The sequence below is a fragment of the Nocardiopsis sp. NPDC006139 genome (genome assembly GCF_040614155.1).
Classification (GTDB): domain Bacteria; phylum Actinomycetota; class Actinomycetes; order Streptosporangiales; family Streptosporangiaceae; genus Nocardiopsis; species Nocardiopsis changdeensis.
In genome coordinates this window covers 51,369-70,676 of record NZ_JBEXTT010000021.1, presented here as the reverse complement: position 1 = coordinate 70,676, position 19,308 = coordinate 51,369, and the positions used below count along the sequence as shown (strand labels likewise).

The 19,308-nt window shown below is 70.8% G+C and carries 20 protein-coding genes and 2 tRNA genes; 10 read left to right on the top strand and 12 right to left on the bottom strand.

Going from position 1 to position 19,308, the window contains the following annotated elements; genetic code table 11:
- Nucleotides 1-115: 115 nt before the first annotated feature.
- Together ABZ249_RS24665 and ABZ249_RS24660 are read right to left on the bottom strand one after the other, a co-directional pair.
- Nucleotides 116-1,267, bottom strand: coding sequence for a hypothetical protein (locus ABZ249_RS24665; RefSeq protein WP_355267192.1), 1,152 nt, complete (start codon nucleotides 1,265-1,267; stop codon nucleotides 116-118).
- Nucleotides 1,264-3,282 carry a protein kinase gene (locus tag ABZ249_RS24660; RefSeq protein WP_355267189.1) on the bottom strand — a complete coding sequence of 673 codons (2,019 nt, stop codon included), beginning with the start codon at nucleotides 3,280-3,282 and terminating at the stop codon, nucleotides 1,264-1,266. The genes ABZ249_RS24665 and ABZ249_RS24660 overlap by 4 nt, the downstream gene beginning before the upstream one ends.
- Before the next feature lie 574 nt (nucleotides 3,283-3,856).
- Between ABZ249_RS24660 and ABZ249_RS24655 the strand changes: the two genes are divergently transcribed.
- Nucleotides 3,857-4,111, top strand: a complete 255-nt coding sequence (locus ABZ249_RS24655; RefSeq protein WP_355267186.1) for a hypothetical protein — start codon at nucleotides 3,857-3,859, stop codon at nucleotides 4,109-4,111.
- A 128-nt stretch (nucleotides 4,112-4,239) separates the two neighbouring features.
- On the opposite strand, the gene ABZ249_RS24650 is transcribed toward ABZ249_RS24655, so the two are convergent.
- The 3 genes from ABZ249_RS24650 to ABZ249_RS24640 all read right to left on the bottom strand — a co-directional run bounded on the left by ABZ249_RS24650 (nucleotide 4,240) and on the right by ABZ249_RS24640 (nucleotide 7,655).
- Complete coding sequence (locus tag ABZ249_RS24650) at nucleotides 4,240-5,739, bottom strand: SulP family inorganic anion transporter (protein ID WP_355267183.1); 1,500 nt, start codon at nucleotides 5,737-5,739, stop codon at nucleotides 4,240-4,242.
- 400 nt (nucleotides 5,740-6,139) lie between these two features.
- Nucleotides 6,140-6,547: a MerR family transcriptional regulator gene (locus ABZ249_RS24645; protein WP_355267180.1), complete on the bottom strand. Its 408-nt coding sequence runs from the start codon at nucleotides 6,545-6,547 to the stop codon at nucleotides 6,140-6,142.
- A gap of 307 nt (nucleotides 6,548-6,854) precedes the next feature.
- A complete protein-coding gene (locus tag ABZ249_RS24640; RefSeq protein WP_355267177.1) occupies nucleotides 6,855-7,655 on the bottom strand; it encodes a hypothetical protein in 801 nt (266 codons plus the stop codon).
- 206 nt (nucleotides 7,656-7,861) lie between these two features.
- Here ABZ249_RS24640 and ABZ249_RS24635 point away from each other — a divergent pair, with 206 nt between their 5' ends.
- Entirely contained in the window at nucleotides 7,862-8,302 is a 441-nt protein-coding gene (locus ABZ249_RS24635; RefSeq protein ID WP_355267174.1) for an NUDIX hydrolase, read from the top strand.
- Nucleotides 8,303-8,396: 94 nt separating this feature from the next.
- Nucleotides 8,397-9,056: a hypothetical protein gene (locus ABZ249_RS24630; protein ID WP_355267171.1), complete on the top strand. Its 660-nt coding sequence runs from the start codon at nucleotides 8,397-8,399 to the stop codon at nucleotides 9,054-9,056.
- Between the two features lie 84 nt (nucleotides 9,057-9,140).
- On the opposite strand, the gene ABZ249_RS24625 is transcribed toward ABZ249_RS24630, so the two are convergent.
- Both ABZ249_RS24625 and ABZ249_RS24620 read right to left on the bottom strand, forming a co-directional pair.
- Nucleotides 9,141-9,986: an alpha/beta hydrolase gene (locus ABZ249_RS24625; RefSeq protein ID WP_355267168.1), complete on the bottom strand. Its 846-nt coding sequence runs from the start codon at nucleotides 9,984-9,986 to the stop codon at nucleotides 9,141-9,143.
- A 37-nt stretch (nucleotides 9,987-10,023) separates the two neighbouring features.
- Nucleotides 10,024-10,566, bottom strand: a complete 543-nt coding sequence (locus ABZ249_RS24620; protein WP_355267165.1) for a dihydrofolate reductase family protein — start codon at nucleotides 10,564-10,566, stop codon at nucleotides 10,024-10,026.
- Nucleotides 10,567-10,678: 112 nt separating this feature from the next.
- On the opposite strand from ABZ249_RS24620, the gene ABZ249_RS24615 reads away from it, so the two are divergent.
- From ABZ249_RS24615 to ABZ249_RS24600, 4 genes are all read left to right on the top strand, one after another.
- Entirely contained in the window at nucleotides 10,679-11,326 is a 648-nt protein-coding gene (locus tag ABZ249_RS24615) for a helix-turn-helix domain-containing protein (RefSeq protein ID WP_355267162.1), read from the top strand.
- A gap of 685 nt (nucleotides 11,327-12,011) precedes the next feature.
- A complete protein-coding gene (locus ABZ249_RS24610) occupies nucleotides 12,012-12,893 on the top strand; it encodes a sigma-70 family RNA polymerase sigma factor (RefSeq protein ID WP_355267159.1) in 882 nt (293 codons plus the stop codon).
- An 84-nt stretch (nucleotides 12,894-12,977) separates the two neighbouring features.
- Nucleotides 12,978-13,448 carry a carboxymuconolactone decarboxylase family protein gene (locus ABZ249_RS24605; protein ID WP_355267156.1) on the top strand — a complete coding sequence of 157 codons (471 nt, stop codon included), beginning with the start codon at nucleotides 12,978-12,980 and terminating at the stop codon, nucleotides 13,446-13,448.
- A gap of 82 nt (nucleotides 13,449-13,530) precedes the next feature.
- Nucleotides 13,531-13,917, top strand: coding sequence for a DoxX family protein (locus tag ABZ249_RS24600; RefSeq protein WP_355267153.1), 387 nt, complete (start codon nucleotides 13,531-13,533; stop codon nucleotides 13,915-13,917).
- A 361-nt stretch (nucleotides 13,918-14,278) separates the two neighbouring features.
- Here ABZ249_RS24600 and ABZ249_RS24595 read toward each other — a convergent pair.
- The 4 genes from ABZ249_RS24595 to ABZ249_RS24580 form a co-directional block, all read right to left on the bottom strand.
- Nucleotides 14,279-14,346, bottom strand: a tRNA-Ser gene (locus ABZ249_RS24595).
- A 177-nt stretch (nucleotides 14,347-14,523) separates the two neighbouring features.
- Nucleotides 14,524-15,387 (bottom strand): hypothetical protein, encoded by an 864-nt coding sequence (locus ABZ249_RS24590; protein WP_355267150.1) that lies wholly within the window; start codon nucleotides 15,385-15,387, stop codon nucleotides 14,524-14,526.
- A gap of 880 nt (nucleotides 15,388-16,267) precedes the next feature.
- Entirely contained in the window at nucleotides 16,268-16,540 is a 273-nt protein-coding gene (locus tag ABZ249_RS24585; protein ID WP_355267147.1) for a hypothetical protein, read from the bottom strand.
- A gap of 304 nt (nucleotides 16,541-16,844) precedes the next feature.
- A complete protein-coding gene (locus tag ABZ249_RS24580; protein ID WP_355267144.1) occupies nucleotides 16,845-17,300 on the bottom strand; it encodes an NUDIX domain-containing protein in 456 nt (151 codons plus the stop codon).
- Nucleotides 17,301-17,380: 80 nt separating this feature from the next.
- On the opposite strand from ABZ249_RS24580, the gene ABZ249_RS24575 reads away from it, so the two are divergent.
- A complete protein-coding gene (locus ABZ249_RS24575; protein ID WP_355267141.1) occupies nucleotides 17,381-17,620 on the top strand; it encodes a Scr1 family TA system antitoxin-like transcriptional regulator in 240 nt (79 codons plus the stop codon).
- A complete protein-coding gene (locus ABZ249_RS24570) occupies nucleotides 17,617-17,793 on the top strand; it encodes a DUF397 domain-containing protein (protein WP_355267138.1) in 177 nt (58 codons plus the stop codon). The genes ABZ249_RS24575 and ABZ249_RS24570 overlap by 4 nt, the downstream gene beginning before the upstream one ends.
- 371 nt (nucleotides 17,794-18,164) lie before the next feature.
- On the opposite strand, the gene ABZ249_RS24565 is transcribed toward ABZ249_RS24570, so the two are convergent.
- Nucleotides 18,165-18,237, bottom strand: a tRNA-Lys gene (locus ABZ249_RS24565).
- 160 nt (nucleotides 18,238-18,397) lie between these two features.
- Between ABZ249_RS24565 and ABZ249_RS24560 the strand changes: the two genes are divergently transcribed.
- Nucleotides 18,398-19,234, top strand: coding sequence for a MerR family transcriptional regulator (locus ABZ249_RS24560; protein WP_355267135.1), 837 nt, complete (start codon nucleotides 18,398-18,400; stop codon nucleotides 19,232-19,234).
- The last annotated feature ends 74 nt before the right edge of the window (nucleotides 19,235-19,308 follow it).

Genomic DNA, 19,308 nt, shown 5'->3' with positions numbered 1-19,308 from the left:
CCGGGGTGCGCTGCGAGGAGACCCGCGCACGCCTGGTCGAAGACCGCCCGTAGGCCGGCCCCGGCCGGTTCCGGCGGCGACCCGCCCGCCTCGGGGGTCGGCCACCGCCCCCTGCCTACCCCTTCTCTATGACCGTCTCCTCCTGGACGTCCCGGGGCACCCGCCCCGCGGCCGCCTGCCAGGCGCGGGCCAGCTCCGGCGGGTACTTCCGGGCGCTGCGGGTCAGGGTGACCGAGGGGACCAGCTCGACCACGTCGTTGATGTCCAGCCCGGTGGCGCGGACGTCGCTCACCGGGCTCCAGTCCGGGGAGCCGTGCCGCCGGACCCGGGTCCCGTTGCCGCTGAGATTGCGCACCAGGACGGTGCCGTCCCGCACCGTCGCCTCCAGGTGCGACCTGCTGACCCGGGCCAGCAGGCCACCCGGCAGGTGCCCGTACAGGGCGAGGCCGCCCTCCCCGGGAGCGCGCCCCACCGTGACGACGGTGTCCTGCTCCAGGGTGAAGCGCTGCACGCAGGCGCCGTCGACCATCAGCTTCAGCTGGACGATGGGCGGCCGGGGACCGTCGTCGACCAGTTCCACGCGGTGCGCCTCGCACACCGGCCGCAGGCCGCGCATCAGCGGCAGCCGCACCCGGGAGCCCCTGTTCCGGTCGTACAGGGAGCAGTCGCGCCTGGGGCAGCGCCAGGACCGTTTGAGCACGTGGACCATGGGGGCGCGCTCGCGCCCCTGGAGCAGCCGGTGGGCCTTGAGGTCGGACTCCTCGACCTTGCGGGAGATCTCGGCGGGGCTGCGCACCCCCATGTTCCGCCGCTTCACCGAGACACCGCCCCCGGCCCGGGGGCGCACGCCCAGGAAGTGCTCGGTGTCCCCCTGGATCCACGGGTGCAGTTCCCGGAAGTCCGCGAACCCGTCGTCGGAGACCACCGGCAGACCGGTCACCTCGGCCAGTTCCAGCAGCGGCCCGTCCACATCGGGGAGCTCGACCACCGCCCCGCGGTCGATCCAGTCCGCCAGCAGCCGCGGCTCCCGCGGGGAGGGGTACTCCCGGGGCATGTGACGCAGGCTGCGGTCGGCCAGGGCGTGGACGCGCACCCGCCGGTCGCTGGTGCGCCGGGCCAGCGCCTCGATCACCATGCCCAGGCGGTCGAGCGAGCGGGGGTGCGGTCCGCCGAAGCGGTCGTTGCGCACCACGTTGGACAGGTCCACGAGGGCGTCGGCCCCGTCCGGGGAGGGGGCGAGGTGCGCCTCGATGTCGTCGAGGTTCACGGCATGCTCCAGAGGGTGAAGGTCCCCTGGACCTCGGGCATCTCGTAGTACCCGTCGCCGACGTCGACCAGGTCGGTGATCTCGTACATGGCGAGCCCACCCTCGCCGGTCACGGTGCACAGCGCCGAGCCCTCCGCAAGGGTCGCCGCGAAGTCCTCGCCGTCGACCTGCTCGGGGAGGGCGTTGGTCCGCGAGGACGCCAGGCAGCCCTCGGGGGTGGTGTCGGCGGAGACCCCGAAGGTGGTGTTGAACTCCCACCGGTCCCCGCTGAGCCCGGGACGGACGACGATCTCGTCGCGGTCGTGATCCACGTCGGTGGTGTCGACCTGCGGGACATCGAGGTCGACCCCGGAGTTCTCGGTCCCGGGCCGGATGGTCAGCGGCTGCGCCTCGACGAGCACTTCGTACCCCGGCTCCGGCCCGGTCTCCGGCGCGGTCGGCCCGGAGGAGCCGGTGTCGTCCGCCTCGTTCCCCCCGGAGGCGGCCACCGCTCCGGGGTCCTCCCCCGTGCCACCGCCCGGACCGTTCAGCAGGGGCCGGACCAGCAGGAAGCCGAGGAGGAGGGCGACGGCCGCGCCGAGGGCGGCCAGGGGGACCGCGACACGACCCGACGGGGACGCGGCCGGGGCTGCCGGGGCGGGGCGGGGTGCGAAGGCACCGGTGTTCCCGGAGGCCGGGGGCGCCCCGTACCCCGGGCGGGCCCCCGGAGCACCGGGGGCTCCGGGTGTGCCGGGCGCCCCGGGTGTGCCGGGGGCTCCGGAGGTGCCGTGGGGACCGGTGGTGCCATAGGAACCGGTGGCGTCGTAGGAGCCCGAGGTGCCATGGGAGCCCGTGGTGCCGTAGGAGCCCGAGGTGTCGTGGGGGCCGGTGGTGCCATGGGGACCGGGGGCACGGTGGGAGCCGGAGGTACCGCGGGGACCGGCGGTGCCGTAGGAGCCCGAGGTGTCGTGGGGGCCGGGCGGTGCGCCGCTCGGGGGGACCTGGGCGGTGGGACCGGTGGGGGACCCCGCCCCGTGCCCGGCCACGGCCGGGTCGGCGGCCGGGCCCACCGTCGGATCGGCCGGCCCGGAGGGGCGGGAGGCCCGGGGGCCGGTGTCGACGGTGGGGTCGTCCAGCGGCGGTGGCGGGTCCTCCGCCTCCGCCTGCCGGCGTTCGACCTCGCGGAGCACCGGCTCGGGCAGCCACCCGGCGTGGTCCCCGGGGTCGCGCCCCGAACGGTGGAGGCACAGCGCCGCCAGCTCCTCCGCTCCGGCCCGCGCGGAGGGGTCCGCGGTCAGGCAGCGCTGGAGCAGGGGCAGGAGTTCGACGGGGTAGCCGCTCAGGTCCGGGGGGCGCATGTCGGTGTTGGCGATGCGGGTGCTGACGGTCATCCCGCCGCCCTCGCCGTAGGGGTGGCGGCCCGTCGCGGCGACGGCGGCGATCAGTCCGAGGGAGAAGAAGTCGCTCTCCGGCCCGACCCGCTCGCCCCGGGCGTGCTCGGGGGACATGTACTGCGGAGTGCCGATGACCCCGCTGCTCAGCTGGGTGGCGTCGGCGGCCTTCGCGATGCCGAAGTCGATGACCTTGGGCCCGTCCGAGGCCAGCATGATGTTGCCGGGTTTGAGGTCCCGGTGCACGACCCCGGCCAGGTGGATCGCCTGGAGCGCCCGAGCAGTGCAGCCCACCAGGTGGAACACGTCCGGTAGCGGCAGCGGCCCGTGCGAGCGGAGTGTTTCGAAAAGGGACGTCCCGGCGACGAACTCCGAGGCCAGCCAGGGGGTCTTCCCGGAAACGTCGTGGTCCAGAACGGCGATCAGGTGATAACCGCGCACTTTCCGCGCGGCCCACACCTCCTGCTCGAAACGTCTGCGGAATTCGGGGTCCCTTCCCAGGGCCCCGCGGATGACCTTGACGGCGACCGGTTGGCCGCCCCGCGTTCGGGAGAGGTAGACCGCGCCCATGCCTCCCTCACCGAGCCGGGCGAGTAGACGGTACTCGTTGATCTCCCGCGGATCCTCGGGGCCCAGTGGTTCCACTTCCGCCTCCTGTTCTCTCGAGAACAGGGTGATCCTGGACACCGGGCAAAAGTTCCGGGATCCCGGACACCGAAGGCGAAAAGAACGGCTTCCGGCCATTCCGCTTCCACGGAGACCGCACGGCCGTCTCCGTGAATACGGCCGCCGGGCACCGGGCCCTCCCCGGCGGCCTCCGACCGGCCCCGCGCGGCCGACGGCACCGGTGCCGCGGCGCCGAACGCGGCGGCGTAGCGGCCGCGCAACCGCTCCAGGGCGGACCGGCCCGTCGGCGCCGCCCACGCACGGGCCGACTCCCTGGAACGGGCACCCGCACCGCCCCCCGATCGTTGCCCCCGCAAGGGGTCGGCCGCCCCCGGACCGCGCGTCGAGCAGCCCTCCGCACCGGCCGCCTCGTTCCGGCCCGCACGTCACGTACGCACATCCCGGGAACCCCTACCTACTCTTACGTAAGAGTAGTATTCTGGTGCCCTGTCGCCCTTCCTCCTCCCCCGGGTGGGACACGCCCGTTCCGGCCGGAGGGGTCGGCCGCCACCGTCGCCGGAGCCCTCCCGACACGATGGGACGTGACCCCCCGTTGGTCCATCGCCACAGTGCCGACCTCGTACTGCTGCAGAGGACGTTCCTCGCCGTGGGCGACGAACTCGCCGGACGCTACGTCGCCCTGCACGACGGGGCCCGTGACGAGCACGAGAAACAGTGCTGGCTGGACCGGGTGATCGACGTGCGCGAGCAGAAGAGGGCGGTGGGGGCGACCGACCGCGAGGCGCTGAGCCGCTGCATCGGGGAATGGTCCGAGACCCTGGAGGCCCTGCGCTCGCTCACGCCGTGACCCCGCCGCGCCCGCGCCGCCGGCAGGCGGCCCCGCCCCGGCGGTCACCGGCGTACCACCGCCCCGAGGACACGGAACGGCGGGGGCCGCCGGAACCCCGACGACCCCCGCCCGGTCCGCGCGGCGTGTCAGTGCCCGCCGGTCAGGGTGCCCGACAGCTCCCGGTGCAGCCTGCTGCTGGACTCGTTGAGGCCGGTGACCTCGACCTCGACCCCGTGCCCGCGGAAGTGCTCGCGGACGCGGTCCAGGGCCGCGACGGCGGAGGAGTCCCACACATGGGCGGCGGACATGTCCACCACCACCCTGTCCAGGCCCTGCTCGGTGTAGTCGAACCGGTTGACCAGCTCGCCGCTGGAGGCGAAGAACACCTCGCCGCTGACGGAGTACACCCGGGTGCCGCCGTCGGGGTCCAGGACGCTGGTGACGTCGGCCTGCATCGCGGCCTTGCCGGCGAAGAGCACCATCGACACCACGACCCCGGCGATCACACCCAGCGCGAGGTTGTGGGTGGCCACGACGACGGCCACCGTGATGACCATGACCAGGGTCTCGCTCCAGGGCATGCGCTTGAGCGTGGCCGGGGCGATGCTGTGCCAGTCGAAGGTCACCGCGGACACGAAGATCATCACCGCGACCAGTGCGGCCATGGGGATCAGTCCGACGATGTCGCCCAGCCCCACGCACAGGACCATCAGGAACACGCCCGCCAGGAAGGTGGAGACGCGGGTGCGCGCGCCGGAGGAGACGTTGATCATGGTCTGCCCGATCATCGCGCAGCCGGCCATGCCGCCGAACAGGCCGACGAGGATGTTGGCCATGCCCTGGCCGCGGGCCTCCCGGCCGTGGTCCGAGGAGGTCTCGGTGCGGTCGTCGACGACCTTGGCGGTCATCAGCGACTCCATCAGCCCGACCAGGGCCAGGGTGAGGGAGTAGGGCGCGATGAGGACCAGGGTGTCCAGGGAGAGGGGCACGTCCGGGATCAGCGGGACGGGGAGGGAGTCGGGCAGCTCGCCCTCGTCGCCCACGGTCCGGGTGGAGATCCCCATGGTGATCGTGGCGACGGTGAGCACGACGATCGCGACCAGCGGCGCGGGCACGGCCTTGGTCAGGTAGGGCAGGCCGAAGATAATGCCCAGGCCGACGGCGACCATCACGTAGACGGGGATGTCGAAGTCGGCCAGGTAGGGCATCTGGGACAGGAAGATGAGGATGGCCAGGGCGTTGATGAACCCGGTCATCACACTGGGCGGCACGAACCGCATCAGCTTGGCGACCCCGGCCAGGCCCAGGCCGATCTGGATCAGCCCGGCCAGCAGGGTGGCGGCGATCAGGTGGTCGACGCCGTACTCGATGGACAGGGGCGCGGCGACCAGGGCCATGGCGCCGGTGGCGGCGGAGATCATCGCCGGGCGGCCGCCCAGGAAGGCGATCGAGACCGCCATCACGAAGGACGCGTACAGGCCCACGCGGGGGTCGACCCCCGCGATGAGGGAGAACGCGATGGCCTCGGGGATCAGCGCCAGGGCGACGACGAGCCCGGCGAGCACGTCCGCGCGCAGCTGCGCGGCGGCCGGGATGCGGGACTTCAGCGACCGGGGTTTCTTCACGGGCGGATTCATGGAACCCATCAGGTTTCGGGCAGCCCACAGCGAGGACCGCGGTGTTCGGGTCAGGTGTTCGGCGACGGCGCGGGCCGGTGCGTCCGCGGCTCGCACGGCCGCGGAAGGCTCGGGTTCCCGGCCCGGTCCGGCGCTCGTGGCGCCCCGGGCAGGGCTCGTCGCCGCAGACCCGACCGTGCCCCTGAGGCAGGTCGGGAAGCGGTCGGCCGTCCCGCGTTCAGGCGCGGCGAACGGCCTGGACCAAACTTACCCTTACGTTAGGGTTCGAGTCACGTAGAGCGACTGAGGCGACCGTCACAGCGGGAACCCCCGCCGGGCACACCGGGCCGTCGGCACGGCGCGGGCGAGCGCCGCGCCCCCGGCACCCGTCCCGGACGGCAGCGGGCACCGTTGCCCCGCGGCCGCGTCCTCACCTGGCCGCGCCGCTCCGCTCCCGCTGCTCGCGCAGCCTCCCGGCGAACTCCTCGGCCATGGCCAACTGGCCGCGCAGCGCCTCGCAGCGGGCGGTGATGGCGGCCTCGAAGGCGTCGAGCCGCTCGCTCAGGGCCTCGCGCTCGCCCTGCTCCGTCTCGGCCGCGTTCAGCCGGTCCAGGGTCTCCAGCAGGTCGCGGGTCTCGTCGAGGCTGAACTCCAGCGGCTTCATCCGCTTGATGAGGTTCAGCCGGTCGACGTCCTCCTGGGTGTAGAGGCGGAAGCCGCCGCGGGAGCGGGCCGAGGGCTCGACCAGGCCGACCTCCCCGTAGTAGCGGATGGTCCGCAGGGACAGGCCCGTCCGCTCGGCGACCTCGCCGATCTGCATGTGACCCGCTTCGGGCATCGCTGTGCTCCTCGTCCTTATTTCTACTCTAACGTCAGAGTCGCCTTTTCGGCGTCGGCCCCGTAGCGGGCAACGCTAGCGCGCCCGCGGACGCGGAGGACGCCGTGCCGCAGCGGGCGGTGCGCCCCCTCCACCCCGGCGGAGGGCGGCGGCGCCGGGGGCGAGGCCCCCGGTCCGCCCCGGAACGCCGGCTCCTCCCCCGGCCTACCATCCCCCGGCCCGCCCCTGGATCTGTCTCGGGACAGGCCCTGGTCGGCGCCCGTCCCGCCGTGCCCCTCCCGGAGCGGATGGCCGCTCCCCCGGCCCGTCACGCGTGGAGGTCGACCGTGACCAGGTAGGCGTCACCGGGCAGGGCGTCCAAGAGCGTGTTCATGTGGCGCAGATGCTCACGCAGGGCCCGCCGCGCCTCGTCGTCGCCGGCGTCGGACAGGTGCTCCATGCCGTGCCAGGCCCCGCCCGTGTCGATGAGGGCCCACCCCGGTACCGCGCTCCAACGCGCCTCCTCCACGAACTCCTCCCGGGGAGCGGAGTAGTGGTCGACCGCACAGCCGAGGAAGTGCGTGAGCCCGGCCTCCCTGAGCTCCCGGACGGCGTCCTGGGCGTGGTAGGCCTTCAGGGCGGCCGACCGCTCGGCCTCGGCGATCCTCCACTCCGGCGTCCGGACGTGCGCGGCCGTCGACCCGGGGCACGCCCGTTCGGCCCGTTCCCTGCCCCGCAGGACGAACGCGGAGAGCGTCTCGGTCTCGGGGCGGTGCCGGAGGATGCCGTTGGCGCGGTCCCACCGGTCGACCGCCTCCCGGGCCCGCGCGTCCCGCTGCGCGTCGAGGTCGAGCAGGGACACGGGGGCCGCCGTCACCATGCGGGGATCGCCGTCCTCGGCGGGCAGGACCAGGGAGTGGTCGGGGTCGGTGCACAGGAACCCGTTCTCGAACCGGCCCCCGACCATCCACCAGTCCCACCAGCGGCCGGCCGGGTCCGCGTCTCCCCCGGCGTAGTCGGGTTCCCCCAGCAGGGGCGGCAGGTCCCGTAGGAGCGCGTCGCCCAGGGCGGTACCCGCCGAGATGTCGGGCGGCTCCGGCAGGGCCACGATGAGCCGGTAGTGGGACACGTTCTCCTCCAGGCGGTTCCGGTGGGCGGACCGGGATCACACGGACCCCCGACACCGCGGCGCCCCGGGAGTCCCCGGAGTCCCACCGCACGATCGGACGGGTGCGGTACGCGCGGAGCAGGATACTCCGGCCCGGCCGCCGTTCCGGGAGTACAGGGTCTCCTGGCGCCCCCTCACGGAGTCCCTTCCCCGGCTAGGGTCCGGGCATGGACATACGGGTGACGGGCCTCCTGGTAGAGGATGGGAAGGTGCTCGTCCTGGACCAGGACACCGACGGCCCGCGCCGCTGGAGCCTGCCCGGAGGGCGGGTCGAGGAGGGCGAGCCGCTACGGGACGCCCTGGTCCGCGAGATGCGCGAGGAGACCGGTCTGGAGGTCGAGGTGGACCGGCTCCTGTACGTGTGCGACCACATCGTCCCCGGCAGGGACCTGCACGTCGTCCACATGACCTTCGAGGTACGGCGCGTCGGGGGCACGCTCGGGGAGGTCGCCGAGGGTCTGGACACCCGGCCCATTCGGGGCGTGGCATTCGTGGGAACCGGCGACCTGGCCGGGCTGGGCTTCAGTGAGCGGTTCGTGCGGCTGGTCGAGGTCGGGTTCCCCGGGGCGGGCTCCTACATGGGCCCCAAGTCGGCCATCGGCCTGTGACCGGGCCCTTCGGCCGCGGACCGGCTCCGCGGGTCTCCGGGTACGGCCGCCGACCGCCCTGTACCCGCCGGCGCGGCCGGTCCAGAATGCCGTCATGGCCGAAGACGACGAGACCGGCGCGGAACCGCGCTCATTCCTGACCTGCGCGGCGGAAGTGGCCCGGCTGCTGGGCGTCGAAGACGAGGACGTCCCCGGCGAGCCCGACCACCGGCACGCCCGCCGCCTCGCACACAGGGTGCGCAAGCCCCTGCTCGAACGGGCGGGCCTGCCCGAGGAGCTGTTCGCCCCGCTGATGGCGGCGGCCGTGTACGACCCGGCCCCCAGCTTCTGCCGCTGGTTCGTGGAACCGGCCGTCTACGCCTTCGGACGCCGCCGTGTGATGGCGGCGCTGGTCGACCACCTGCGGTTCGGCACGGACACCGAGCGGGCGGGCGCCGTGCGGGCCTGGTACAGCGCCCACGTTCCCCTGCGCGCGGACCGTTCCCCCGCGTACGGGCCCGACGGCGTACGAGATCCCGCCCTGGACGAGACGCGGGATATCAAGCACTCCTGGCTGGAGGTCTCGATGCGGCTGTTCGCCGAGACCGCCGACCTGCGGATGCGCCACCGCGTCCTGCTGGACCTGCCCGCCTCCCGCACGGCGTACCCGCCCCGCCTGCACGGACTCCTGGAGAGCACACGCGCGACCGCCCGGGCCCACCCCGACCCCCACATCCGCGACTGGGCCGCCGCGGCGGACCGCGACGAGGCCTGAGGCCGGCCCCCGACGACCGCCGGGGAGGGCCGGCCCGCGTCGACCGGCGGGGGACCGCCGCGACCGGCCCCCGCCCGGTGAGGGTCAGGCCAGGGCCGCGTGGACGAGCTCCGCGCAGGCGGGGGCATCGGTCGCCAGACCCTGGTGGTCGCCGGGGAAGCCGAGCGGCTCGACGCCGAGCCGTTCGGCCAGCACCCGCGAGGAGAGGACGGGGACGCCCTCGCCCGAGGCCTTCCCGATGCCGACGGTGACGGGGACCGGGCCGGAGCGCAGCGCAGCGACGTCGGGGGTGAAGCGCAGCACCGGCAGCAGGACGTGGGACAGGAAGTGGTCGAGGTTCCCCTGGATGCGGCCCATCATCTCCAGCGCCTCGGGCGGCATCTGCGAGGGGTCGGGCATCGCGGGAGGTGCGCTGTCGGGGCCGTCCACGGTGGTGATGAACTCGCCCATCGCCGCACCCGCGCCGTGGGCGAGGTAGGTCTCGTGCACGTGCCGGAACACCGTCCGCCAGTGGTCGCGGTCGGGCAGCAGCTCGGGGAGCGGCGGCTCGTGCACCACCAGGGCGCGGACCTGTTCGGGGTGGCGGGCGGCCAACTCCAGGGCGGTGAGCGCGCCGCCGCTGTTGCCCAGCACGTAGGCCGGACCGTCGCCCAGATCGGTGATCAGGCGGTGGGCGTCCTCGCCGAAGACCGTGACGTCCGTGTCGGCGGGCGGTCCGGTGAGGGTGCTGCGCGACAGGCCGCGCTGGTCATAGGTGACGACGGTGTAGCGGTCGGCCAGGCAGGCCGCCAGCCCGGCCAGCGCTCCGGCGTCGGCGGGCGCGCCGGGGATCATCAGCAGCAGCGGCCCGGTCCCTTGGACCTCGTAGTGCAGGCTCGCGCCGGGGACCTGGAGGGTGCCGGTCCGGCCCTGGGTCTGGACGTCGTTCATCGGTGTCTTCCTTCTGGGTTCTCGGCTGGGGGGCGGGTCAGGCGGGACGGTAGGTCAGGTCGAGCACGCCGTTGGGCAGGACGGCCGACCGGATGAGGTCCAAGGACACGGGGTCGGTGCCCTCGGGGAAGAGGCGCCGTCCGGTGCCGACCACCAGGGGGTGGACCAGCAGGCGCAGCTCGTCCAGGAGGTCGGCCCCGAGCAGGGCGCGCACCAGGCTGATGCTCCCCGCCACCGTGACCGTGCCGCCGGGCCGCTCCGCGAGCTCCTTCACCGCGGTGAGCACGTCGCCCCCGATGAGTTCCGCGCCCGCCCAGTCGACCTCGGTGAGGGTGGTGGAGGCCACCAGCTTGCGGATGCCGTTGATCGCCTCGGCCATCTCCCCGCTCTGGTGCGGCCACACGGCGGCGAAGGCCTCGTAGGTGGCCCTCCCCAGCAGCAGGGTGTCGGCCTCGGCGTACATCCCGCCCACCGCCGCCTGCATCTCCGCGCTCAGGTAGGGGAAGTGCCACGTCTCGGGCGCCTCCACCACGCCGTCCAACGAGACGAACAGCCCTGCCGCGATCTTGCGCGCCGCCATGCGCCCAACTCCTCACAACTCCCTGTGGACCGACCGTCCGGTCGAGCACGAAAGCAAGCTTGTCTTTTGCAAGCACGCTTTGTCAAGCGAAGTTCGATGTAGAGTGTGAGGCATGGCGATTCGTAGCTACGGACAGTTCTGCGGCCTGGCCCGCGCGCTGGAGACGGTCGGCGAACGCTGGACGCTGCTGATCGTCCGCAACCTGCTGTCGGGGCCCCAGCGCTACACCGACCTGCGCAAAGGCCTGCCGTCCATCCCGACCAACATCCTGTCGGCGCGCCTCAAACAGCTCGAGGAGGCGGACGTGGTCACCCGCCGCGCACTGCCCCACCCCGAGCGCGCCGTCGTCTACGAGCTCACCGACTACGGGCGCGAGCTCGAACCGGCGCTGATCGCGCTCGGCCGCTGGGGCGCCTCCACGATGACCGGGCCCCGCGCCGGCGAGGTCGTCACCGCCGAGTCGGTGGCCATGGCCTTCCGCACCACCTACCGGCCGGAAGCCGCGGGGAAGGGCACCGTCGGCTACGAGGTCCGCATGGGCGACTTCACCATCCGCCTACAGATCACCGAAGGGGTCCTGACCGCCGCCATCGGGCCGCACCCGTCCCCGGACCTCGTCATCGAGAGGGTCTCCGAACAGGGGATCCACGCCATGATGACCGGCGCCAGGACCCCGGAGCAGGCACTGGCCGACGGCAGCGTGCGCGTGGAGGGCGACGCCGCCCTTCTCCCGGGCTTCGTGGAGACCTTCCGCTTCTGACCCCGGCCACGCCGCCGTCCCGGCCAACCCGAAGCAGCCCCGCACTCCGGGACTCCCCACGGGCTCCCCGCCCCTGGAAACAACGAAAGGCGCCCCTCCCAGAAGAGGAACGCCCAGGTGGAAAGGGGTACGACCCCAGGGACTCGACCCCTCACTCACGGATCAAAAGTCCGCTCCTGTCGCGCCGACACGCCCCACTATGCCCAGATAACTCCCCCGCTGCTCCGCAACTCCGACACCACCGGCGCCCCCGCCCCGGCACCGGAGCAACCACCGAGCAACCGCCCCACAGAGGTCTTCGCCCATCGAGTAGCAGCCATGGAAGCAGATGGTGGGAGCGGATGTGCCGGCAGCCGCCTTCGTCTGCCGGGGGTTCGTCTCCGCAAGGACGGCACGGGTCGGCTGTTACCCGCCTGTGGCGGTGATGGGGCTCCGTGAGATCGGCTGCGGTGGATATTTCGTGGTGGTCATCGTCGAACACCCGCACGAGCGGACGGCGGTGGCGGCTCAGCGTGCTGCGCGAGAGCCGGCCCCGGTACCTCGGACGAGGGCTGGGGCAGCGGTGACACCTGTTGATCACTCGTCACCACCGCTGTGCTTCCATCGGGCTGCACGCCGAACGGTTACCTCGGCGCCTGCGGGTTCGTCATGACCATGACGGAATGCGCGAACGGAAGGTAACGACATGACCGGATCAGGTCCGAACGAAGTACTGGCGGCAGCCTTCGAAGGCCAGCGCGAGCGCCTGGTGGCGGTCGCTCACCGGATGCTCGGGTCGCGAGTCGACGCCGAGGACGCGGTGCAGGAGGCGTGGATCCGGCTGTCGCGGCAGGACTCGGCGGCCATCGACAACCTGGCCGGCTGGCTGACCACCGTGGTCGGCCGGGTCTGCCTCGATGTGCTGCGTTCGCGCAGGACCCGGGCCGTGCTGTCGTACGAGGACCGGCTGCCCGAGCTGGTGGTGGCCGTGGACGACGGGGCGGCACCCGAGGACGACGCGATGCTCTCCGAATCGGTCGGGCTGGCGCTGCTGGTGGTGCTCGACACCCTCACCCCCACCGAGCGGCTGGCGTTCGTCCTGCACGACATGTTCGCGGTGCCCTTCGCCGAGATCGGCGAGATCATCGGCCGGTCCACCGACGCGACCAAGATGCTCACCAGCCGGGCCCGCCGGAAGGTACAGGGCGCGTCGCTGCCGGAGGAGGAGCCGCGACGGCAGCGCGCAGTGGTCGACGCTTTTCTTGCCGCGGCACGGAACGGAGACTTCGAAGGGCTCGTGCGGCTGCTCGACCCGAAGGTGACCTGGCGCACCTACCACCCGCAGGGCGTGATGACCACGGTCGGGGCGGCCGAGGTGGCCGAGCCGGTTCTGCGGGGCATCCGGTCGATGACCTCGGCGCTCCCGGTCCTGATCAACGGCGAGCCCGGGTTCGTGGCCTGGGGTGCGAAGGGCAAGGTGCTCGGCGTGGTGGCGTGCACCGTGGTCGACGGCCGGATCGTCGAGCTCCTGACCGTGAGCGACCGCAAGCGCCTCGACGCCATGGGCCTGCCCGAGCGACCCGAGTAGCGCACGTCGGACTCCGGGGCTGTTACGTCTTGGCGGGGAGCTTCGTCGTAGTGGTGCAAGCATCCGAAGACGAAGGGGACCACGATGGAAACCCGGATCAACCCCATGGTCAACGAGGTCGGGGCCAAGGTCGCGAAGCACATCATCTCGGCGGGCAGGATCGTCACCGACTCCGGGCTGCCGAACACCGTGCGGGAGCTCGTGAACATCCGCGCCAGTCAGATCAACGGCTGCGGCGGCTGCCTCGACATGCACACCAAGGACCTCGCGGCCGCCGGTGAGAGCACCGTGCGGATCAACCTGGTCGGGGCGTGGCGGGAGACGACGGTCTACACCGAGGCCGAGCGGGCGGCGCTGGAACTCACCGAGCAGGGCACCCGCCTCGCCGACACCAGCGGCGTCACCGACCAGGCGTGGGCCAACGCGGCCGAGCACTTCGACGAGGACCAGCTCATGGCCCTGGTCGCCCAGATCTGCCTGATCAACGCCTTCAACCGGCTGAACGTGATCACCCGCACGCCCGGCGGCGACTACCAGCCCGGTCAGTTCGGCTGACGCGGACCCTCCCCCAGGTGCTCAGGCGGATCCGGGACGCCCCCGGGTCCGCCACCCCGGACATCGACCAAGGACGACACCCATGAACATCGCACTGTGGATCATCACCGGCCTGCTTACCGCTGTCTACCTGTTCTCCGGCTTCGGGAAGCTGTTCGTCCCACGGGAGAAGATGGCCGCCATGACCGACGCCGCACGCTGGGTCCTCGACTTCAAGCCCGGCACCCTCAAGGCCATCGGAGCACTCGAGGTCATCGGTGCCGCGGGCCTGACCCTGCCCGCATTGCTCGGCATCGCGCCGATACTGGTGCCTCTGGCGGCCAGCGGCCTGGCACTGGTCATGGCCGGCGCCGTGATCCTGCGGGTCCGCCGCGGCGAGATCAAGGCCGCGCTGGTGGACGGGGGCTACCTCGCCCTGGCCGCCTTCGTGGCGGTCGGGCGCTTCGCACTGGAACCCTTCACCGGCTGACCGGCCCGCCACGGGACACCTTCGACCACGACCAGGTCGAAGCCGACCGGAGGGCGGCCCCGGTCTCCTGGGCTGATCTCAGCGAACCGGATGCGACACCTCTGCCCTACGGTGACAAGCCAAAGCCCAGGTATCCGCTGGAAGTCAGCGCCGACCAACGGCTTCCCGGAAGAGCGGGGCGAGAGCTCCCGGATCACCCGGGTCGGAAGGCACCGGACGGGGGTGTCGCTCCGGGTCGCTCGGCGGGGTGGGAGACACGGCGAAGACAGCGGAGCGTGTTCGGAGCGAACGGCGGGCGCCGGGGACGGGAAAACCCCGGATCGGGGACCGAAACCGAGGCTCTGAACTGGGGTTTTGTGGGTAAGCCCCCAGGGGCTCGAACCCTGAACCCACGGATTAAAAGTCCGCTCCTGCCGTGCCGACACGCCCCGCTATGCCCCGATGACTCCTCCGCCGCCCCGACACCACGCAAGACCACCCGGCACCACCGGAAACCACCCCGTCCCCCCGCACCGGAGCAACCACCGAGCAATCACCCCACCTCGCAAGCCACGAAAACCCATGGGCCTCGAGCCCACACCAAATCTACGGATGGGAAACATCGGATCACGGTGCCCCTGGTCTCTCCCACCGTGCCCTGTTCACTCCGTCCGGGTCTGGCACCACGGCACACCAATCGCTCATCACCCTGTCCGCCAACATGTGCGAGAAGCCCTCCCCCGTGACCTCGGAGAGCGTATCGGCGCCACCAGGGTAGGCACGGTAGACCAACTCGCCGGGCAACAGCGGGGACATGAAGGCGGTGAAGTCGTCCTCCAATAGCTCAGCCCTGGGCCGCAACTCCGGATCGCCGACCACACAGATCAGCGAGCGCGGCCGCATGAGCCGGGCCACCTCGGCTGCGTTGCCCCGAGTCACTCGGAACCACAGGCACCCGTAGGCGCCGTACGCCCAGCGCTCGCACAACAAGGTCAAGCGGTCGGAGCGCCGAGCCACTGTCGTCCAGAAACCCTCGTCCGCTACGGCGTCAACGGGGTTCAGGGACATCGAAGGTTCTGGTGCCGCATCGCACCATCGAAGAACCGAGCTCTGAAACTGATGTTCTTCCAGGTCAGCGGCAACCGTTCGTGTCGTGTAGAGATGCACGGCCCCTTCCCATCCAGATTCGATCCGAAGTCGCCCCGGGATGGAGATCTGGCAATAGGGACCACGACCGGCCGCCATTCCGATGGCCAAGTCGATTGTTTGTGAGAGCGACACCTCCGCACCGTTGTAGAGCTTCAGGTACCTGTCGGGCGGGGGCTCTGCGACGAGCAAGTCACCGACCTCCAAAGAGTCGACACCGGTCTCGCCGATCACCGCTTCGAGCACTTGGCGCAGTTCCACCGCATACGACGTCCATCCCGCTGCGTCCGCCGGCTCCTGGTGCACACGCTCGCTACGTGGGCTGATGATCAACTCCACATCCATCGCGTCCCCCTTCGAACCAGAGTGAAGTGCGAACGCGACCGCCGTACCAGCCGAAGCCCGGAACTATGTCTCGTACGGTGTGAAGAACGGAGGGTCCACCAGGTCCGCGATGGTGAAGTCCTCGAAGGTGACGTCAGGGTACGGAAGGGGCCCGAAGCTGACATCAACAGAAGCTTCCAGTCACCGGCATCCTCCCGCGCCGCCATCGGCCAGTCCTCCGGCGCCACTGCAGCGTCAGCGGATCAACAGAACTCCACGGCCGTTACCGGCCTGCCCCAATGAATCAGGCCACATGCCCCGGCACGATACACCTGCGGCCCGTCTACCACCGGTTGGAGGAGCGCGTCCGTTCCCACGTCGCGCCGTGCTGGCTGGCGCTGCCGCTCCTCCGCATCATCGAAACGCAGGCGGATGTGACCTGGACCCGGGCCCGCCGCGAACTCCCATGCCTGCATGTGGGGACCTTCACCGGACCGGCCGGAACGCTCTTGCAGGTCACTGACCTGGCCAAGCCCCAGGTCGATCTGCTGGCCAAGCTTGGCGCCCCCACCCCAAGCAGGTCCTGGACCTTCAGCCCGCACCTCGCTGACCAGCGGCAACACCACTGCCCAGAGAAACGCCCTCTAGGCGACCACATCCATATTCTCCCAGGCCAGGGCCCAGATTCTGCACTCCAGCCCGCTGAATTACGCGGAACGCGGGCCTGGGGATCGGGCCCTGATCCGACGATCAGCAGAGAGAAGAGAACACGCGGTCTCCGGGCTTGTGAAGCCCAGCGCACACCGCAGTGTCATGCGAGGGCCTTTTCCCGACCCGATCAGGAAGGTCACGGGCGAAGCGTCGGATCAGAAGAGCACATCAGCCCCCCGACAAACCGATACTAAAGAGGGAACTCATTCTTCCAGGGCTCCTCCAGGCTGTCTGGATCCACACCAAGAGAAGAAAGCAAGGAGTCCACTTCGGATATTTCAGAGACAACACCGATCACCTCCCTGGAAATATCGGCCTCCCCAAAGCAGCCATCCACCAAAGATTTCGGAACAGATACTTTTGAGATCCTCAACCTATCATCGTTCAGAACCTGAACAAAAATCCAAGAAAGATAACTCGGATCCCCCGAGTCGACGCGGGCAGAAACCAGGCCGCGCAGCATGAGAAGCCTATTTTTCACTTTTGGTTTCATGGATTACCCCCAAAAAATATTCGGACAATCGTTCCACCCCATCCGAGATTCGTTAACGCATGAATCCGAAGACGAGGCATATTCCCGCACCGATTATCCGATCCATGGCCACCCCCTGCCCGATGAATCAAGGACATAATGCCAGTGATAGTCGACCACCCGCGCCTTCATCTCGGCCCCGATCACCGACTGAATCCCTTCATGAGCATCACAGGAGGCATCACGCCCCAGGCCGGGGGCCTTCACCAGGCATAGAGTCGCAGACCTCGAAGGATCATCTGATCGAGGTCAGGTGGTGGCCGTCGTGGCTGCGAACATGGGGGGTGTTCGGCTCCAGGGCGTCGAGGAGGCGGATCGCGTAGACCTCGCCCATGCGCTCGGACACCTCGGCGGGGGCGAGCCAGGCAACTTCGGTCGATTCCGGGGAAGGGCGTTCGGTACCGCCGGAGGGTTTGCAGCGGAAGACCAGGGCGACGACACCCCGGGCGGTGTTCTTGTAGACGCCGGTGAGCCGGTCCACCTCGACATGGATGCCGGTCTCCTCCCAGACCTCACGGCACACACCGTCCTCCGGGGTCTCAGAAAGTTCCAGGACACCACCAGGGAGTTCCCAACGGCCGTTGTCAGCACGGCGGATCACCAGGAACCGGCCGTCCTCGTCAATGACGGCTCCGGCGACCGACACCGAGTGCAGCGGCGTTGACGGCCTGTCTTCGGCGCTATTGCTCATACTCAGGAGCTTAAAGGGCACGGAAGGAGCATCACGGGTGTTGCAGGAGCACCTCACGACGGGCACCGGGCGGTCAGTCGGTGTACAGGCAACCGAGGAAGGGCGCCCGGGCAGCGCTGAAAGGTACCTTCACCCTGCTCGGCATGACGCCGGTGGAGTACCTGGCATATGGCGAGACCGCCGGCCGTGGCAACATCTACACCGAGTCAGAGATCGTCGCGGTGAACATGCACCGGTTCGGGGCGCTCAGGTCCTTCGCGCTGGACCCGGACGAGAGTGCACAGATGATCCGATCACTCGCGGAAAAGGAACCGTCATGAACTTCCCTCAGCACCCGTGGCACAAGTCCAGCTACAGCGGTAACACGGGCGAGTGCGTGGAAGTCTCGGAGGGCCCGGAGACTCGCGTCCGAGACACCCAGCACAGGGACCTGGGACTCCTCTCCGTGTCGTCCGCCGAGTGGGCCGCCCTGGTCCAGGCGGTCGTCCGCTAAAGGACACAAGCAGGTACAACCGGCCCTACACCGAGGACAGCGGCGTGGGGCCGTCCAGCGTCCGTCCCTTATCCTCAGCCACCCAGCACGAGGATGACCCTGATACCTCTGACCTGCGGGGATGGAGTAACGGATTATGCGTCCGTTGGAGCTGGACACTAACCAACGGATTTCCGGAGGCGCGGGGCGAAAGCTCCCGAACCATCCGGGTGCGGAAGGCACCGAACAGGGGTGTTGCTCCGGGTTGCTCGGCGAGGTGGGAGACACGGCGAAGACAACGGAGCACGTTCGGAGCGATCGGCGGTCGCCGGAGACGAGAAGAACCCAGGTCGGGGACCTTGAAAAGGGCCTCTGGCCTGGGGTTTTGTGGGTAGGCCCCCAGGGGCTCGAACCCTGAACCCACGGATTAAAAGTCCGTTGCTCTGCCAATTGAGCTAGAGGCCCGTGGCATGACCCGCCTGACCAGGGGGTTCACCACCGAGGGCTGAGTCTACCGGATACCACCGGGGGCACACAGCCGAGTATTCCCCCGCGCGCCCGGCGGGAAGGGGGCTCCCGTCCCCCTTGACCCTGACACCGTGTCAGCCCCGAACGTGGAGGTGTCATGTTCACCATCGGAGAGTTCGCCTCGATCGGGCGGGTGAGCGTGCGGATGCTCCGGCACTACGACCGGATCGGCCTGCTCGCCCCGGCCCGGGTCGACCCCGTGACCGGGTACCGGTTCTACGAGGTCGGGCAGCTGACGCGGCTGAGCCGCATCGTGCAGCTGCGCGGCTTCGGCCTGGGGTTGGAGGACATCGCGCGGATCGTGTGCGGTGACCCCGATCCCCGGCTGGAGCGGGAGATCCTGGAGGCGGCCGGGGAGGGCATCCGGCGGGAGATCGCCGAACGCCGCGCCCGGCTGGCGAGGGTCGAGGCCTACCTCCGGCGCAGGGAAGGGATCCCCGCCATGTCCACGTCCGACACCATCACCGCCGAGCTGCGCCGGGTGGAGCCGCAGCGGATCGCCACACTGACCCGCACGGCCCCCGGCCACGGGCCGGAGAACGTCGGCCCCGTGGTCGGCCCGATGTTCCCCGAGGCCGCCGGCGCCCTGGCGGCCGCCGGGGTCGGCGACCACGGCCCCGGGGTCGCGTTCTACGGCTACGACGAGTCCGCCGGGGACGGCATCACGGTCACCGCGGGCTTCGTGCTCCCCTCCCGGGTGGAGGGGGTGTCCGGGCTGGAGGTGTCCGAGCTGCCCGGCGGCGAGGCCGCCGTCACCACCCACCGGGGCGAGGTCGCCGGCATCGGGGAGACCTGGGCGGCGCTGGTCGACTGGGTGCGCGAGCAGGGCCTGGAGCTGGCCGGGGTCTGCCGGGAGGTGTACTGGACCCCCGGTGACCGCCCGCAGGAGGAGTGGGTGACCGACCTGGTGCAGCCGGTGCGCCGGGCACCGTAGGGCGTATCCGAAAGGCGTGGCCGGTGGCGGCCCAGCGCGCCCTACGGCCGTCCGGCGCGGCGGCGCCGCGCCGG

Excerpts from the sequence above, each read along its gene's own strand:
- ABZ249_RS24650 (WP_355267183.1), bottom strand. The coding sequence starts at position 5,739 with ATGGGTTCCATGAATCCGCCCGTGAAGAAACCCCGGTCGCTGAAGTCC.
- ABZ249_RS24570 (WP_355267138.1), top strand. The coding sequence starts at position 17,617 with ATGAACTTCCCTCAGCACCCGTGGCACAAGTCCAGCTACAGCGGTAAC.
- ABZ249_RS24605 (WP_355267156.1), top strand. The coding sequence starts at position 12,978 with ATGGAAACCCGGATCAACCCCATGGTCAACGAGGTCGGGGCCAAGGTC.
- ABZ249_RS24615 (WP_355267162.1), top strand. The coding sequence starts at position 10,679 with ATGGCGATTCGTAGCTACGGACAGTTCTGCGGCCTGGCCCGCGCGCTG.
- ABZ249_RS24635 (WP_355267174.1), top strand. The coding sequence starts at position 7,862 with ATGGACATACGGGTGACGGGCCTCCTGGTAGAGGATGGGAAGGTGCTC.
- ABZ249_RS24630 (WP_355267171.1), top strand. The coding sequence starts at position 8,397 with ATGGCCGAAGACGACGAGACCGGCGCGGAACCGCGCTCATTCCTGACC.
- ABZ249_RS24580 (WP_355267144.1), bottom strand. The coding sequence starts at position 17,300 with ATGAGCAATAGCGCCGAAGACAGGCCGTCAACGCCGCTGCACTCGGTG.
- ABZ249_RS24625 (WP_355267168.1), bottom strand. The coding sequence starts at position 9,986 with ATGAACGACGTCCAGACCCAGGGCCGGACCGGCACCCTCCAGGTCCCC.
- ABZ249_RS24610 (WP_355267159.1), top strand. The coding sequence starts at position 12,012 with ATGACCGGATCAGGTCCGAACGAAGTACTGGCGGCAGCCTTCGAAGGC.
- ABZ249_RS24645 (WP_355267180.1), bottom strand. The coding sequence starts at position 6,547 with ATGCCCGAAGCGGGTCACATGCAGATCGGCGAGGTCGCCGAGCGGACG.
- ABZ249_RS24560 (WP_355267135.1), top strand. The coding sequence starts at position 18,398 with ATGTTCACCATCGGAGAGTTCGCCTCGATCGGGCGGGTGAGCGTGCGG.
- ABZ249_RS24590 (WP_355267150.1), bottom strand. The coding sequence starts at position 15,387 with ATGGATGTGGAGTTGATCATCAGCCCACGTAGCGAGCGTGTGCACCAG.
- ABZ249_RS24600 (WP_355267153.1), top strand. The coding sequence starts at position 13,531 with ATGAACATCGCACTGTGGATCATCACCGGCCTGCTTACCGCTGTCTAC.
- ABZ249_RS24585 (WP_355267147.1), bottom strand. The coding sequence starts at position 16,540 with ATGCTGCGCGGCCTGGTTTCTGCCCGCGTCGACTCGGGGGATCCGAGT.
- ABZ249_RS24620 (WP_355267165.1), bottom strand. The coding sequence starts at position 10,566 with ATGGCGGCGCGCAAGATCGCGGCAGGGCTGTTCGTCTCGTTGGACGGC.